This window comes from Bacillus sp. K2I17 (assembly GCF_002209985.1).
GTDB lineage: Bacteria > Bacillota > Bacilli > Bacillales > Bacillaceae_G > Bacillus_A > Bacillus_A wiedmannii.
The window spans coordinates 152,217-166,987 of the sequence record NZ_NJGF01000011.1 but is presented as its reverse complement, the minus strand read 5'-3'; the positions used below and the strand labels follow the sequence as shown (position 1 = coordinate 166,987).

The following is a 14,771-nucleotide window of genomic DNA, read 5'->3' as shown; positions in this document are numbered from 1 at the left end:
TACCGGACCTTCAGGTGGACCTCCGGGGCCTACTGGGCCTACCGGTGCTACCGGACCTTCAGGTGGTGGACCTCCGGGACCTACCGGGCCTACTGGTGCTACCGGACCTACTGGATTACCAGGAACTGCTGGAGCTACTGGGCCTACCGGTCTTACAGTATCTGGATTATCTCAATACGCTTATATTTTCAATACAGCAGCTCAAGTTGTTGCCTTAGAAGCACCTATTCTTTTTAATTCAAATGGTTTAATGACACCTGGTTTTACTCATACTCCTGGAACTTCTCAGATTATGGTTATTAATGCAGGAGATTATAAGATTTCTTTTTCTGTATCAGGAGTTGAACCGAATCAATTTACGCTCTTTTTAAATGGTGCTCCAGTTACCAACGCAGTTTATGGATCAGGTGCAGGAACTCAGCCAAACAAAGGGCAAACACTCCTCACTTTAGCCGCAGGTGATGTTCTTACCCTTCACAATCATACTTCCGCTGCTGCGGTTACTTTGCAGACTTTGGCAGGTGGAACACAAACAAATGTAAATGCTTCAATTGTAATTGAAAAGTTAAATTAATTTAATCATTTGTTTCTTGAAACTCTGCCAGTAAATAACCTGGGGTGGATTCTTTTTTCAACAAGCAGTTAGCTTTTGCTAGCTGCTCTTTTAATTAAAATAACGATTTTTTTTAAAAGTTGCACAGCCATAAAAAACATACATACAGTATCATGTTCACCTTTTTTCTATTTGAATCTTGGTCATAGAGCGCCTTACAAAGCGCTCTTTTTTATTTAAATAAGGATTTTTGTTTGAAATTCATTAACCTTATTGGTTCCTTTGCATACAGTATTATCACAAGGAATTCCACAGGTTACTCTGGTCAAGTTACCTTGAATTTCTTGCAGACCTTGAGAGAAGAATCCGTTTATAAAAGACGGGTTCTTTTATTTTTTCTCATACAATAAGAATTTTGTATTACTTAATGAGTCACATCACTGATCTCAGCTGTTATCCAATCCGTATCAACATCTTCAATCGGCGGCATTTCCCCTAAACGCTCGAATGCTACCTTTTTCTGTTTTGTAAGTAATTCATTGAAATTGCTTTGTTTCTCAATAATTCGCTTTAAACCTTCACCGGCTTTTTCTAAAAACTTCATTGTATCTTCCTTAGTGCTTGTTGCCATCCAAATCCCCAAATCAATCGGAATGGTTATGGCATGTACACCGGATGTTACTTCCGAAATATTAATAGATTTACTTAATGGAATTGCACAAAAGCGATATTTCCCTATCTTAATTTCATGACCAACTACCGCTTCCCATTTTTCAAACGCTAGATAAAAGCGTTGAGTTTGCTCATTCACTTTGATTTCCATTCCGTTCCCCTCCAAAATAACTATTTTGTTTAGTTTCCTTGGTATTCAAGTTTGCTAGCATCTATCGTTTCAATATTTTCAATTGACCCAAAGCTTGGATACTCATTTATTCCTTTTAGCCATTCTGCAACTACATTATTAACTTGCTCTTGAAGTTTTTCGCCTTCATCTATCGGTACACCTGAAAGCCAGGATTCTGCAATCACTCCACATTCATCGGTTGCTCGTTCATACAATTTATCCAACAATACATCCGCATTAATCCATGGCGCATACTGTTTGAATTGTCCAATTTGGAATTCATTATCAACTGACGCTCTATCTGCGACCATTCTATCTGTCCAATCCTTTAAAGCTGCTTGAGTAGCTTCTTCTTTTGTTTCATATTTATCACTTGTCCAAATCTCGCTATTGCTATTAAGGTTATACATCCATTTCATATCTCTCATATTCCCCTTTACGAATAATCTTTTTTTGTATTACACATACTACATCTGAGCCGCCCTCTCCCCGGCTTTACTCTTTCAAATCGGAGATCGCTCCTCCGTATTGTCTAAGAACACGGCGGGTAACCTAGTCAATTACCTGCCGTTTTTACGTATAATTGTAAAAATTCTTGTCCAAACTGTTTAGAGAAAACATCTTAAGCCATGTGATGAGACCTCCAGCACAGGTTACTTGTACGGCCGTTCCCATAAAAGGAACGGTCTTATTTATCTCCGCATTACTTTTCTACTAAATAACGCTTTTGTTTATCTAAAATAAATTAACTATTATTTGAAAAATCGGAAACAATTATCTGATGTTTTTTCTGAATACTCGTGATATTATTTTGTTACTGGTGTTCATCAACCCGAGCATTCAGTAACACCATCCACAGACTCTACTCTCATCCTTCCCTTTTGAGAGTAGAGCTTCTATTTATAGAGCTATCCTTAATACTCTCTGTATATTTGTACAAAATTCAAATTTGATTAAAGTAACTGTGTTTTTCGTTCTTCCATACGAATTACTTTTCCACTTTGATATACAAATGATTGTTCACCAAATCCACCTTGGGGTGGTTCTATTAGTTGGACCTGACCATTTTTAACAACATATATTCCGTTTATTTTCAAATCTATTTCAGCTTTCATTTCTACAAGATTTTCTTTAATAATTCCCATTAAGACCACTCCCGTATGTTATGATTATTTTGTCGAAGCGAGTCGGGAGCAATCTCGACTTTTTTATTTTGTTATAGATATTCCACAACATTATCGGGAATAAATGATTGTTCTAATGATAAATAAAGTCGTATTGAAATCGGTTCTTTATTATCTCTCGCAGACTTGCAAAGCTCCTCCGCTTCTTCCCAATCAAACTGCTTCTCTTCTACTCGCTTAAATCTCCAAATTCCAATCGTATATTCCTCAAATAATTCATACTGATCATCTGGCGCTGTTGTTGGTTTTAATTCATCAGTAGCTCTTACTTGCTTTGGTACTTGAACAACTACATCCGTAAAACGAACTTTAGAATTTAATCGATGAATGTGTGCTTTCTCAGTATCGAATGCTACTACAGGCTCAACATCAAATATTGTTAACTGCTTTGGCATTACAATCCTCCTAAGCCTCTTTTTTATATTTAGCTAATACTTGTTCTAAACGTTTACGTTCACCCTCTAAATCCGTTTCATCGTGCTTTACAGCCTGAGATTGCACTTCTGTATCTTGTGTATGTAACCAATCAGGAACAATTTCTTTTCGAGCATTACTTCTGCCACCACGAGACTGGTATTTCTTACGGAATTGAGTTTGTGCAGCTTCAACATCAGTAATACTCTTATACCCCTTAGCATGCCAATCTCTTAAAATACCTTGTACATAAGACATATTAGGCGCATTCTTTTCTAAAGCTATTTTCATTGCTTTAATAACAAGCTGTGCATTCAAATCTTCAATCCATGCATTAATACCTTCAGCCACAAATGGTTTAAGAACTCCAAAGTTTTGCTCATAAAATGCTATTGGATTTTCTTCTGCAACTTTTTTATCTCTCGAGCAGCTTGCTGCTTCTTCTTTTGTTTTTGTTTCTTCTTTTTCTTTTGTTTCTGTTTTTGTTTCTTCTTTTTCCTTCATAGGGTCTTCGAAGCCCCTTATAAGCCACTCAAAACGAGCTTGGAAGTATTCCTTAATACGAGGAATTTTAAAATCTTGCTGCTGTTCTAAATCTAAACATGTCTCATAAAAATCAATTAAAAAATCTTCACACTTAATATTCTGGATTTCTTTTAACACACATTTTTCAATATTCATATTTGTAATAGCATTGAATTTAAGCCAATTAATCAACATAATTTCTTTCGTCTTTTTGTTGTAATGAATTTTCCCGTAATCAGCAAACCGCTCTAGCAGCTTTTCAACCGTTTCACGGTTATACCCTGTATCCATTTCTATCACTCGTAGTGGAAGCTCATAGATACCACTCTGAGAAGTTTTGCTATTAGTCATCAAATACAAGTAGAAGTATTTCTCCTCCGGTGTAAGATCTAAAACGAAAGCATCTTGCCAATATGAAACTTGAACAGGTCTATAAACTGCCATATTATTCATCCTCCATTGTTTTACTTGATTTGCTTTGATATACTTAATCCAATTCTATTTTTAGAAAGACTCTCTATAAGAGTCTAAAATCTATCACTCTGCCAAGTGATAGATTTTTATTTTTTACGACTAACTAATGATGCGTTAATCCCCTTTTCTTGAAACCTTTTAATAACTACACGATAACTCTTAGATATTTCATGTTCCTCTCTTGTATCACGAAGGCTCTTGAATTCTTTTGCGCATCTATTTAATTCCTTCTCCCAATGATTTGCTTCATCTAATGAACCAGCATTGAACATGTTATGAATACATGTCACCATGCAGTTATGTAATTCATTCGCAAAAGCAAAATCACCTGGTAGAACTAAGTCGAACAGACGATTACATTCTGCTTTCATAATTTGCTCCCCATTTTTAATAATTTGATACTGTACGCATCATTATGACCAGAAAGTAATGTATAAAAGATTTTGGGTAACAAATCTTTCTGGTCATAACGACAAGCACAATTGCTTGTCGTTATAAATTGTAATATGCTATAATTTATCTACTGTCATGATTGGCTATCGCAGGCTACGCGGTGGCCTTTCCTTTTTTCTTTTTGTTTTTCAAAACAAATGCTGCTTCTATAATTCGAATTCTTATCTCCATTAATTTCTTCTCTTGTTTTAAACCCCTAGCTTTCATATAGTCCCCACAAACTGATGCAATTCGAATATCACCATATAAATTTGCTTCCTTACGAATTAGAGCTTTATATTGATTTAAAGTTGGACTTGCATAATCAATCGTCATAACTTAAACCTCCCCAATAAAATAATTAAATTAAGCTTTTATATACTTCCTAGCTCGTAATGATACTTTCCAGTACTTAAAGACTTCTTTCATTGAAATACCATATTGATCACATAGGACCGCTACGAGGCTCATCATTGAACCTGTAGCATCCAAGATTTCATGCATTACCTTTTTCAAATCCTCTTTCTCACTTTCGGACCAAGCTTGTGAAGGTTTAAACCAACATACTGTATCGAGTTGTTCCAAAGCTTCATTTGTCTCTTGATAAACCATATATCTCATACTTGTAGGATGAAGATCTATTTGCTCTCCATTAAAGAACGGGATACTTACATATCCTGCTGCTTCACTCCACATTTTAAAAAACAACTGTGGATCATCAATTCCTTCAGTAATGCATTTTCGCAAATCTTCTGGTAAGCGTCGTTGTTCAGTTTCATATTTTGCTAGTGACTCACGACTCACGGGGATTTCTAAGGAGAGTTGTTCTTGGGTGATTCCCTTTCGTTTTCGTGCCATAGCAACTTCTTTTCCTATGGACATCGTTTACTTCCCCCATTCGTACCTAAAGCAATATTTATTTGTGACAACTTACTATGGTAATTTACTATTAGACGGATTCTTTAAATGGATTGTAATACTCTGTATTGTTTTCTACCCAGTCAGTATGATTTTCCATCCACTTAAAAAGAAGGTGTGTAGGAATAAGAACTCCCGCTTCACGACATACTGGAAAATCAGAACGGTTTAATAACTCAGATGCTTTAGTGCGTTTAATATGTAATAGTGCCATTAATTCCGTAATAGTTAAAAATGGTGGTAATTCTTTCATTGGTTGAAGATGTTCAGTTGCTCTTTGTACTTCTTCTCTGATTATTTTGCGAAATGATTCGATGTCGAAGTTAATCATAAATATCACCTCTTCAAATAATTTTTTGTTCCTTTAAGGAACATTGACTTCCAAAAAAAATTGTCCAATCAAAATTCAGACTCCCCCCTATTTTTTTAGCGATTTCAACGGAAGGTGTTTTTGTTCCATTTTCAATGTGGGTATAATAACTTCTAGATATTTTGCATTTATTCGCAATATTTTCATGGGTATAGCCTTTTACACATCTAAATTCTTTTAACCATTCTCTCAATATTATGACCTCCTTGCTTCTTAAAATTTCATCTTAACAAGATTATATGTTACTTTCAGGAACAAATCAACAAAATGTTTCTAATAGGAGCATTTATTAGAGTTACTATTAGTAACACAGAAATTCGTTTATAATTAAAAATAAGATTTAAATATAATGGTGGTGACTAATTTGAATACCTTTGGTAGAAAACTGAAGTGTTTACGAGAAGAAAAAAAGAAGGAAAACTCTGAATGGACGCAAACATATGTAGCTAATCAACTAGGTGTTGCTCGTACTACATACACTGCATATGAAAATGACACTAAACAACCACCTATGGAGACTGTCTTAAAGATAGCTAACCTCTTTTCTGTTTCTACTGATTTTTTATTGGGTAGAATATCTGATTGTAAGCAAACTAAATCATCTGACATAGATATCATTATAAATGACCCAGAACTAGGTCTCTGGTTCAAAAATATTAAAGATGCTTCTCCTGAGAAACGCGAGGAATTAAAACGCTTTTGGGAATTTATAATGCAAAATGAAAAGAATAGCATGAGAGAAGATAATTAAGAACAAAACATCTGCTAACAACAAATATTCATTCAAATATGTGTATGTATCTTATTATTAAGTTCAAAAATTCTATCTATCCTGCTCCCCTTGCATGTCTACTCTAATATTATTAAAAAGGAAACCACTTGCTTTAATAAAAACAAGTGGTTTTAAATAAAATTCATATTATTTAATCCTAACCGCTCCAACTATAATTAGGTCGGTTGCTAAATCAAAGTATTTTAAGCGTTCTTTATACCCTTTACACCTAATTTATATAAACTAAGTAAACTGCTATTAATAATCCTATTAAAGCATAGAAATAGATAAGGGTTGATGAAAACATAATTTGTATTCTTGTAGGAACTTCCATTCTAAATCTATCAGTATCCATACTAAGTAAAAATAGGTCTGTTTCTACCCTTTCTTTAATAACCCATTCATATAATTTTCGATATAATCTTTCTTGGCGCAAAAAGTATGCATCTAAAAACCAAAACATTATTAATGGTATAAAAGATATGAAAAATTGAATCTTCTCTCCTTTAAACAACAATGAACCTACAACTAAGGTTATTGTCCACCCCTTAATAATAAAAGAATTCGAAGACATTCTTTTTATTATATCTTGTATTATTTTCACTTCTTCTATCATAATTTTTTCAAGATAGTCCTGATTTTTCATTGCTTAAACATCCTTTACACATCTAAAATATAAATTTATCTCCAGGGATATAGATCGTTTAATGATTCTGATTTTTCTTTTATAAACTGCTCTACCCATTTAACCGCCTCTTCTAATTTCCCTTTTACATTTTTGTCTTTATATTTAAATAATTGGATACTCCTTTGGTCTATATGATAATCGCCCTGCATCCATGTGTCCCCCATCCCTTCCTTTTGAAGCCAAATTGTAGGGAACCTATTTATTGCACATATCTTCGCCTCATCGATTTGACCTGCTGGATACGATTTTTCAATTATAACAAACCTTGAGATGCTCGCATATGCCAACATTTTTTCTTCATTAGTTATGGTTTCAATTTCATCCTGCTTTTTTATTAGAATTGGAGTATATCCCATTTTTTCAACACACTCACAAATATCCTCTAGTTCCTTCATATACTCCTGTGGACTATCCTTTCCCAATACTAATACCATTTTTTCTTTACATGCCTTTACCCACTGCATAGAATTTTGAGAGGAATCCGAAGTTTCGTTGTTTATTGTATAAACTTTTTCAACTAATCTTCTTAACTCTTCGAATTCTATAGGTGATTGCAAATCTAGGTCAGGAAAAGTCTCTATTAGTCTTCTTCTATAAAACTTCTCAGATTGTAAAAGTTGGAAAAGTTCACTCATTAAATCTTTTTGTTGAATAGTTTCAACAAGATTTTCACAATTTTGTTTCTTAGGCAAATACTTTGAAAAAACATCATTCTTATCTATCTCTAGTTGTCTGCATAAACTATATAACTCTGGGTCAGAATATGACTGCTTTAAATAATCGACTAGATCATCTTCCTTTACACTTGTTAACCTAAAATGAGAATCCAAATAACTTACCTTCCTCTCCATTATTATTCAATTTTAATTTTATATACTCAGAGTTCTCCTTAATATCTTCTGGAAGAAGTAAAGTTGTAATTATATATTGAAAATCTATATCAACTATCTCTCTCTCTAATTCTAATATATAACTCATAATTCTCTTATAAACTTCTGGATCAACATCCCTAACATTAGGCGAATCATGTATTAAAAATTTAGGATGCATAACCTCACTAGATTCCGCAAGTTTTAATAGCGCTAAGTCAAAAGCAACTACTTTCATTATTTTGGTTGCATCTCCAGTGTCTTCTTCACCTACACCGTCATTATTAATTATCTTTACCTGTATATTTTTTGCCCGTGGACTTAAATCTAATATCCCTTTTTTAGTCTCATTATAAAGAAATTGCACAATTTCATCATAATATGTACTCAGAGATTGTAATCTTACTTGCATTCCTTCTTGATAGCTTTTTAATTCCTTTCTTAAAATCTCAAGTGTATCTTTTTCATCACTCCATTCTTTTTGATATCTATTTACATCATTCAATGAATTCATTTGAATATTTATACTCATTAAGTCTTTTTGCAATTCTTCTTTTTTACCCTCTAGATTTGTAATATTTTCAATAACTGTATCAATTTCTTTAGCCATACGCCCATTTATTTCATTCACTAATTTTTGGACATCTGATTTTTCTTTCATTAATTGTTTTATCTGATTTTCATAAAATGATATAGATTCTTGTAGTTCTTTTTTTTCATTTTCCAATACTTGCTTAATGGTTTCTATAGCCATATCGGAAGCCCCTACCTCATGCAATAAGCATTTCTCATTATCATCATATTTTAAAGGCCTTAAACATGTAGGGCATTTTTTATGAGGATACCTTTTAAACCATTCCATAGATCTTATTGTAAAATCTATTGATTCAGATTCATTTTCAATTTCATTACAGGTAGTGGTATAATTTAGAGTCCTTAATTTATAAGCACTTATCTTTTCTTGAATTTCATTTATAATTTTTATATTCTTTTGTTTCTCCTTTTTCAATTCATCTTGTCTTTCATAGATTTTTACTAATTCGTACCTCTCATCTTCTAAATTTTGTTCTATATTTCCTATCTGAAACTCTAACTGACTTAACTCTTCTTTTAATTCAAACTCATATTTGATTGTTTTGTGTCTGATGTACTCCTCGATTATTTGATATTGTTTTTTTAGATCTTTTTCTCTCTCTTCGGCCTGCTCTATCTCATGATTTAGATGTTTTTCTTCTTCAGATAATAAACCCGTCAAAAATTCTAATCTTTGTCTTCGTATATTAGCAGACTCATTTATTCCAAGCGGTTTATCAATTGCTTCAAATCCACTTCCTTGCACACGAATTAACTGGGATAAAATTTGCCTAACACTTAATATCTTTTTATCTTTATAATAATTTTTATTAGCAAACAGAAGAGATTCAATCCTTGATTTATAATCTCCATTATCCATTTTTTCCCCTGTATAACTAGGATTCGATAAAAGTTTATCTATTACCCATCCATCATAAACTTCACAGACGGTTCCTTTTATTAAATTCCTCTTGATTGTAGTCTTCGTATCATTTACACTAAATTCCATTAGCAAATAAGTATTCTTTAATTGTTTTTTCGCACTTTCACTCTTCAAAAAAGAGTTTGATCCTAAACCATAATCAATTAACTTTACAAATGTAGATTTCCCTACACTATTAACTGCACCTTTTCCCCCTACATCTTGTGCAAAGATGATATTCAACCCTTTTGTTAACTGAACGTCGAATTTATTAATTTTCGGTTCTGTAGTTACCCTATTGATAAAAAGAGTATTTTTCATTATCTATCACCTACAATTTTTTCTATTCTAATGTTAATTATATCAATGGTATTTTCATTTATAATTCTTTCTATGTATCTTACTTTTTTTTGGATATTACTAACATTCTTGTCATTCAGAACTACCATTCCAGCATCCACATTCTCTGTTAATCTAATCACTTGTTCATCAATTTTAATCATATCCCTTGATATTATTTCTTTTAATCCCCTAATAAACCTCGTGCTATATTTTCCAATTAAAAAAGAAGTTAAAAAAACATTATCCAGATTATTCATCTCTGTATCAGAATAAAGATTCAAGTATCCATTTTTATCATTTTCACTTAAGAAATATTTTGTTATGTTAGGAAATCGGCAAAGATATAAAGTCATTGCTAATTCCTCAACAGTACATTCACCTAATTCATGAATAATAATAACTAAATACATGCCATTTAAAATACTATTTTCTTCAATGTTATAAGCTTCCTCAATATCTATATTCATATATTCTCCTATTCGTTAAAAATTTTACATTGAAATGTTGTATCAAAAATTATCCCATTTAGATAATCTATTGCGTCGTCATCTTGAAAATTAGCAGGTAAAAATTCAAACAACTCATCAATCATAATTTCTAGTCTTTTATCTGCATTATATAAATTTGGAGGATATCTCGATAAAATTCTCTTATTATAATAGTTTCTCATTTTTTTAATTAGCTCTTCATACTTGTCAAAACCTAACTTTTTGGCTTTTCGTTTTAGTACAGTGTTTTCATTTTTACTATCTATTGCTTGTATACAATTACTCGGAGAAAACTCAGCCACATCTCTCAATTTCCTCTTAAATTCAATAATTTTATTACCATCATCTACATTATCATTTGCTCCTGAAAACTCCTCTTCCTCATACTCTTCTTCAGCCTCATTTAATTTTACTAGTAATTCTTGATATAATTCACCTAATTTTATAGCTAATTGTGTATCTAGCTTACTAAATGTTGTTCTATTGCTATTTGACTGTTCATCAACAATAACAGCAGCACAGCTTAGGTCCTTCGCTATATTAATTAAATTCTCTTCCTTATCAAATTGCATAGCTCTTTCTACTAAGGCATCTGCTTTCTGGGGATTATTGTAATTCTCACCAAACACCTCTAATGGATTTATACCACTTCGTCTTGCAAGGGCCTTCCATTGTTCCGCATTTAATGCTAGTGTTAATAATTCTTCTATTATTTCTTGACTACGTATTATCCTGTGATCCAAGTACAACACTCCATTCGTAGAAAAAACTACAAATTTATTTAAATCTATTCTTTTTTAACTCAACATGATTATTTTTTCATAGCAACCAAAGTATTTCTAGATAAATTGAAATGTTCCAGGATGTGTTTTTGTGTTACCATTCTTTTTCATTTCCAACTACTCTCAACCCTCTTTGCCATATATTTCTTTCATTTATTACCGTATCTTAACATTTAATTCCTGGCAAGATATAAATTATTAATTTCATATAATTTATATATATATATTTTAATATACAAAAATAAAACTTCAAACTCTTTCTCTTTTATTATAAAATTAGAACAAATGTTCTTATTTTATAAATTAAATGGAGTGAAAATCATGTTTAAATCGCAACCCTACTACACTACACAACTTGAAGACTATATCCAGCACTTGTACCAATCCTTATCTATTCTTGTTCCCGAGCAAATTGATATGATGGAGATTGCGAAAAAGCTAAACATTTGGCTGTACTTTGCTCCTTTTGAAAGTCATGCAATGGAAAGAAATCAAAAAGCTAACCTAGTTATTGATAATCGTATCTCTCAGCAAGAACAATGGGAGGATTTTGGCCATGAGACTTGTCACATCCTATTTCATTCTGGTAATCAATTATTAATGCATCAAATGTTTCTAGATTACCAAGAAGCAAAGGCTAAAAACTTCGCACAACAATTTTGTGTACCTACTTTTATGTTACGAAGGCTACCTCCCCTACAGTTAAAAGCATATATAATCTCAGAAAAATTCAATGTAACAACAAAATTTGCTGAAAAAAGGCTTTTACATTTCGAAAATCAATTATTAGCAAGTAAATTACAGAATCGAATATCACAATACTGTAATTTTTAAAACTAACGATACAGGAGGTGTTGAATATGAAAGGAAGTTTTCGTAAACGTGGAAATGCGTGGTCTTTTACAATAGATATCGGTATAGATCCGACCACAGGAAAACGACAGCAAAAAAGTAAGAGTGGATTTAGAACAAAAAAAGAAGCCCAAAATGCTGCTGCAATGATGATTACAGAGATAGAGAAAGGAATATATTTTGATGACAAACAATTAACTGTTTTAGATGTATGGGAAAAGTTAAAGCCTCTTCGTAAAGCTGAATTAAAAATTACATCTTATGAAAAAGACATGAGCTTAGTTAAGCTCTATATCCTTCCCCCATTTAGTTATAAAAAAATTAAAAGTATTAAGTCCGTAATGATTCAAAGCTACTATGCTGAACTTAAAGAAAAAGGCCTATCAAATGGTACAATCAGCAATATCCATCGCTGCTTCAGATGCATATTCAAACATGCAGTAGAATGGGAAATCATACATGATAATATAATGAATAAAGTAAAAAAACCACGTGAAGAGCAAGGTGAGATGAAAACATGGTCTAACGAAGAATGTAATCGATTCCTCCAGTATTTAAAAGAAAAAAATACCAAGTACCATATGTTCTTCTTACTCGCAATCTATACAGGTATGAGGCGCGGAGAATTACTTGCACTAACGTGGAAAGACATTGACTTTGATAATAAACGTATCCTGGTTAATAAATCACTTGTAAAAACAGAAAAAGGACTATTTAAAGCTGCCACAAAAACTAAGTCTTCAAATAGAAGCATTAGCATTTCTTCTTTTGTTATAGGGAATTTGCAATCCTACTATTTCTATAAAAAGAAAGAATTTTTCCGCTGGGGTATACACTTGAATGATGAGGCGTTTATTTTCACCGGCAATACGATACATTCGCCCTTACATATAGATGCTCCCCATCGCTTTTTGAATGATCACTATAAAAAAGCTGGTGTTCCTCGAATTCGTATACACGACTTACGACATACTCACGCTACACTTATGCTTCAGGCTGGAGAACACCCTAAAATCGTACAAGATCGCTTAGGGCATTCCTCTATTCAAATGACTTTAGACAAATATAGTCATATCACACAGAACATGCAGCAACAAGCAGCGGAAAACTTCGAGAACATAATCAAATCTAATGAAAACACCTGATAAAAAATGAAAAGATTTAATGTGAGCAAAATGTGAGCATCGAGGGAAAACACCACTTAAAAACCTTGATATAATAAGGTTTTCCATACTATATCGTTGAATCTTGGGAGAAGAATGAGCAGTTTTAGAGGTTTTTATTCTCACAAAACTATAAAAGTGTCACAAATGCCTATTTCATAAGCATTTGTGACACTTTTTGTTTGTTATGTTAAATGTCATTTCAATACTGAATTACTGCAGTTACCTTTTCCTTCTAGGACCTACAATTAATTTAATCGCCGTTCTTTCTTGATCATTAATAGTAACCTCTTGAAATGCTGGAACAAAGGCCAAATCAATACCACTTGGAGCAACAAATCCTCTTGCAATTGCAATTGCTTTAATCGCTTGATTTATAGAACCTGCCCCAATCGCTTGAATTTCCACATTGCCACTTGTTCTTAGTACACCAGCTATTGCACCTGCTACTGAATTTGGTTTTGATTTTGAAGATACCTTTAATATATTTTCCATGTAAGTTGCTCCCTCTATTATTTAATCGCTCTTTTGTTACGGTTTAAAATATTTCAACGTATCTTTTATTACTATTCACACCAAAAGCAAACAATGCTACATATGTACATTCATTCGATACTTTTCGTCTTCTTCCTGCCCCACTACGTAAATAAAAGATAATAACCATAAACTCTAATATACAAACACGACAAAATAGACATTCACTTAAACGATCACATCATTACAACTGAGGATAATGGTTTTACTTTCACATGTAAAATATGCGTGCCCGCTTTACTTCAATCTTTCAAGATATTCCACTGATATTTCCACCAAAACATCAACCTTTTCTTCTTCAAAATCGTTACAGCTACTATTCTATTACTATATTTCATCGTATTAGCACTTTATACTCCAAATCTATCACCTTTTATATAAGACAAGCATAAAATACTATGAGTATACACTTCATTCATAATAGGAGGTAATATATTGGGTTCATACTATCATTCTTCAAATTCAAATAAAAAATGTTCATGTAACTCTTCTTCCAGTTCATATAAAAAATGTTCATGCAACTCCTCTTCTAGTTCCTATAAAAAATGTTCATACGACCATTCACATAAAAAAAGCTGTCCAGCATACGGCACTTTTTGGCAAACTGAGTTTATAACTGTTCCTTTTGGAAATCCTTTTCCATTTAATCACGTTGGCCCTATAGCAGGAGGAGTTTCCTTACTAAATCCTACTACTATACAATTTAGTCAAGCTGGTGATTATAGAGTTTCTTTCATTTCAACGATTAACACTACTTCAAATCCTGTATTTCCACATATTCCAGTCATGACTATATTTTTAAATAATAATCCACTTGCTAATAGTCAAGGTGATTTCGCTTTCCAAATGAATACTTCATCAAATAACGAATGTCTTCAACTAGCTGGCGAAACGATTGTTACAGTGACAGCTAATTCCACTCTTCAACTGAAAAATAATAGTGGTTTTAATCGTCAAAGTATTGCAACTTGTGATAATGGTATTAATTCAGTTGAATTAACAGTTATAAAACTAAGTTAATAATCCTCTTCACATTCAGATGCTATTTCAGCATCTTTTTTTATTAAATAAT

The 14,771-nt window shown here is 32.5% G+C and carries 21 protein-coding genes; 5 read left to right on the top strand and 16 right to left on the bottom strand.

The annotated features are described in order from the left end of the window. Positions 1-574: BclA C-terminal domain-containing protein (locus tag CER22_RS15485; protein ID WP_441296825.1), on the top strand; the 574-nt coding region annotated here is incomplete at its 5' end. Positions 575-977: 403 nt separating this feature from the next. On the opposite strand, the gene CER22_RS15480 is transcribed toward CER22_RS15485, so the two are convergent. From CER22_RS15480 to CER22_RS15435, 10 genes are all read right to left on the bottom strand, one after another. Next, entirely contained in the window at positions 978-1,376 is a 399-nt protein-coding gene (locus CER22_RS15480; RefSeq protein WP_088609058.1) for a hypothetical protein, read from the bottom strand. 29 nt (positions 1,377-1,405) lie between these two features. Continuing rightward, entirely contained in the window at positions 1,406-1,816 is a 411-nt protein-coding gene (locus CER22_RS15475) for a hypothetical protein (RefSeq protein ID WP_142293487.1), read from the bottom strand. Positions 1,817-2,350: 534 nt separating this feature from the next. After that, positions 2,351-2,542 (bottom strand): DUF3954 domain-containing protein, encoded by a 192-nt coding sequence (locus CER22_RS15470; RefSeq protein WP_000511363.1) that lies wholly within the window; start codon positions 2,540-2,542, stop codon positions 2,351-2,353. Positions 2,543-2,613: 71 nt separating this feature from the next. Continuing rightward, on the bottom strand, positions 2,614-2,976 hold the full coding sequence (locus CER22_RS15465) for a cell division protein SepF (protein ID WP_088609056.1): 363 nt from the start codon (positions 2,974-2,976) through the stop codon (positions 2,614-2,616). Between the two features lie 10 nt (positions 2,977-2,986). Further along, on the bottom strand, positions 2,987-3,964 hold the full coding sequence (locus tag CER22_RS15460) for a DnaD domain-containing protein (protein WP_088609055.1): 978 nt from the start codon (positions 3,962-3,964) through the stop codon (positions 2,987-2,989). Positions 3,965-4,080: 116 nt separating this feature from the next. Continuing rightward, positions 4,081-4,365, bottom strand: coding sequence for a hypothetical protein (locus CER22_RS15455; protein ID WP_088609054.1), 285 nt, complete (start codon positions 4,363-4,365; stop codon positions 4,081-4,083). Positions 4,366-4,540: 175 nt separating this feature from the next. Further along, on the bottom strand, positions 4,541-4,762 hold the full coding sequence (locus CER22_RS15450) for an RNA polymerase subunit sigma (RefSeq protein ID WP_088609053.1): 222 nt from the start codon (positions 4,760-4,762) through the stop codon (positions 4,541-4,543). A 30-nt stretch (positions 4,763-4,792) separates the two neighbouring features. After that, positions 4,793-5,308: a helix-turn-helix domain-containing protein gene (locus CER22_RS15445; RefSeq protein ID WP_000022026.1), complete on the bottom strand. Its 516-nt coding sequence runs from the start codon at positions 5,306-5,308 to the stop codon at positions 4,793-4,795. Positions 5,309-5,375: 67 nt separating this feature from the next. Further along, positions 5,376-5,675: a DNA-binding protein gene (locus CER22_RS15440; protein ID WP_088609052.1), complete on the bottom strand. Its 300-nt coding sequence runs from the start codon at positions 5,673-5,675 to the stop codon at positions 5,376-5,378. A gap of 13 nt (positions 5,676-5,688) precedes the next feature. Continuing rightward, positions 5,689-5,907 carry a helix-turn-helix transcriptional regulator gene (locus tag CER22_RS15435; RefSeq protein ID WP_088609051.1) on the bottom strand — a complete coding sequence of 73 codons (219 nt, stop codon included), beginning with the start codon at positions 5,905-5,907 and terminating at the stop codon, positions 5,689-5,691. 171 nt (positions 5,908-6,078) lie between these two features. Here CER22_RS15435 and CER22_RS15430 point away from each other — a divergent pair, with 171 nt between their 5' ends. Next, positions 6,079-6,465: a helix-turn-helix domain-containing protein gene (locus CER22_RS15430; RefSeq protein WP_063263965.1), complete on the top strand. Its 387-nt coding sequence runs from the start codon at positions 6,079-6,081 to the stop codon at positions 6,463-6,465. Positions 6,466-6,715: 250 nt separating this feature from the next. Here the strand turns inward: CER22_RS15430 and CER22_RS15425 are convergent, their stop codons facing one another. From CER22_RS15425 to CER22_RS15405, 5 genes are read right to left on the bottom strand one after another with little or no spacing between them, the layout of a single operon-like run. Then, positions 6,716-7,132: a hypothetical protein gene (locus CER22_RS15425; protein WP_088609050.1), complete on the bottom strand. Its 417-nt coding sequence runs from the start codon at positions 7,130-7,132 to the stop codon at positions 6,716-6,718. Positions 7,133-7,167: 35 nt separating this feature from the next. Next, on the bottom strand, positions 7,168-8,004 hold the full coding sequence (locus CER22_RS15420; protein WP_088609049.1) for a hypothetical protein: 837 nt from the start codon (positions 8,002-8,004) through the stop codon (positions 7,168-7,170). Continuing rightward, entirely contained in the window at positions 7,988-9,859 is a 1,872-nt protein-coding gene (locus tag CER22_RS15415; protein ID WP_088609048.1) for a DUF2326 domain-containing protein, read from the bottom strand. The genes CER22_RS15420 and CER22_RS15415 overlap by 17 nt, the downstream gene beginning before the upstream one ends. Further along, positions 9,859-10,347 (bottom strand): hypothetical protein, encoded by a 489-nt coding sequence (locus CER22_RS15410; RefSeq protein WP_088609047.1) that lies wholly within the window; start codon positions 10,345-10,347, stop codon positions 9,859-9,861. Before CER22_RS15410 ends, CER22_RS15415 begins: the two co-directional genes overlap by 1 nt. Before the next feature lie 8 nt (positions 10,348-10,355). Next, positions 10,356-11,111 carry a hypothetical protein gene (locus tag CER22_RS15405; RefSeq protein WP_088609046.1) on the bottom strand — a complete coding sequence of 252 codons (756 nt, stop codon included), beginning with the start codon at positions 11,109-11,111 and terminating at the stop codon, positions 10,356-10,358. A 360-nt stretch (positions 11,112-11,471) separates the two neighbouring features. Between CER22_RS15405 and CER22_RS15400 the strand changes: the two genes are divergently transcribed. Both CER22_RS15400 and CER22_RS15395 read left to right on the top strand, forming a co-directional pair. After that, a complete protein-coding gene (locus CER22_RS15400) occupies positions 11,472-11,984 on the top strand; it encodes an ImmA/IrrE family metallo-endopeptidase (protein WP_088609045.1) in 513 nt (170 codons plus the stop codon). A 26-nt stretch (positions 11,985-12,010) separates the two neighbouring features. Next, a complete protein-coding gene (locus CER22_RS15395; RefSeq protein ID WP_088609044.1) occupies positions 12,011-13,147 on the top strand; it encodes a site-specific integrase in 1,137 nt (378 codons plus the stop codon). A gap of 240 nt (positions 13,148-13,387) precedes the next feature. On the opposite strand, the gene spoVS is transcribed toward CER22_RS15395, so the two are convergent. After that, positions 13,388-13,660, bottom strand: a complete 273-nt coding sequence (gene spoVS, locus CER22_RS15390) for a stage V sporulation protein SpoVS (protein WP_000427790.1) — start codon at positions 13,658-13,660, stop codon at positions 13,388-13,390. A 474-nt stretch (positions 13,661-14,134) separates the two neighbouring features. Between spoVS and CER22_RS15385 the strand changes: the two genes are divergently transcribed. Beyond that, positions 14,135-14,719: a preprotein translocase gene (locus CER22_RS15385; protein WP_088063174.1), complete on the top strand. Its 585-nt coding sequence runs from the start codon at positions 14,135-14,137 to the stop codon at positions 14,717-14,719. The last annotated feature ends 52 nt before the right edge of the window (positions 14,720-14,771 follow it).

Coding starts and splice junctions, on each gene's coding strand:
- CER22_RS15465 (WP_088609056.1), bottom strand. CDS start 2,976: ATGCCAAAGCAGTTAACAATATTTGATGTTGAGCCTGTAGTAGCATTC.
- CER22_RS15445 (WP_000022026.1), bottom strand. CDS start 5,308: ATGTCCATAGGAAAAGAAGTTGCTATGGCACGAAAACGAAAGGGAATC.
- CER22_RS15450 (WP_088609053.1), bottom strand. CDS start 4,762: ATGACGATTGATTATGCAAGTCCAACTTTAAATCAATATAAAGCTCTA.
- CER22_RS15460 (WP_088609055.1), bottom strand. CDS start 3,964: ATGGCAGTTTATAGACCTGTTCAAGTTTCATATTGGCAAGATGCTTTC.
- CER22_RS15455 (WP_088609054.1), bottom strand. CDS start 4,365: ATGAAAGCAGAATGTAATCGTCTGTTCGACTTAGTTCTACCAGGTGAT.
- CER22_RS15470 (WP_000511363.1), bottom strand. CDS start 2,542: ATGGGAATTATTAAAGAAAATCTTGTAGAAATGAAAGCTGAAATAGAT.
- CER22_RS15475 (WP_142293487.1), bottom strand. CDS start 1,816: ATGAAATGGATGTATAACCTTAATAGCAATAGCGAGATTTGGACAAGT.
- CER22_RS15410 (WP_088609047.1), bottom strand. CDS start 10,347: ATGAATATAGATATTGAGGAAGCTTATAACATTGAAGAAAATAGTATT.
- CER22_RS15480 (WP_088609058.1), bottom strand. CDS start 1,376: ATGGAAATCAAAGTGAATGAGCAAACTCAACGCTTTTATCTAGCGTTT.
- CER22_RS15425 (WP_088609050.1), bottom strand. CDS start 7,132: ATGAAAAATCAGGACTATCTTGAAAAAATTATGATAGAAGAAGTGAAA.
- CER22_RS15395 (WP_088609044.1), top strand. CDS start 12,011: ATGAAAGGAAGTTTTCGTAAACGTGGAAATGCGTGGTCTTTTACAATA.
- spoVS (WP_000427790.1), bottom strand. CDS start 13,660: ATGGAAAATATATTAAAGGTATCTTCAAAATCAAAACCAAATTCAGTA.
- CER22_RS15440 (WP_088609052.1), bottom strand. CDS start 5,675: ATGATTAACTTCGACATCGAATCATTTCGCAAAATAATCAGAGAAGAA.
- CER22_RS15400 (WP_088609045.1), top strand. CDS start 11,472: ATGTTTAAATCGCAACCCTACTACACTACACAACTTGAAGACTATATC.
- CER22_RS15415 (WP_088609048.1), bottom strand. CDS start 9,859: ATGAAAAATACTCTTTTTATCAATAGGGTAACTACAGAACCGAAAATT.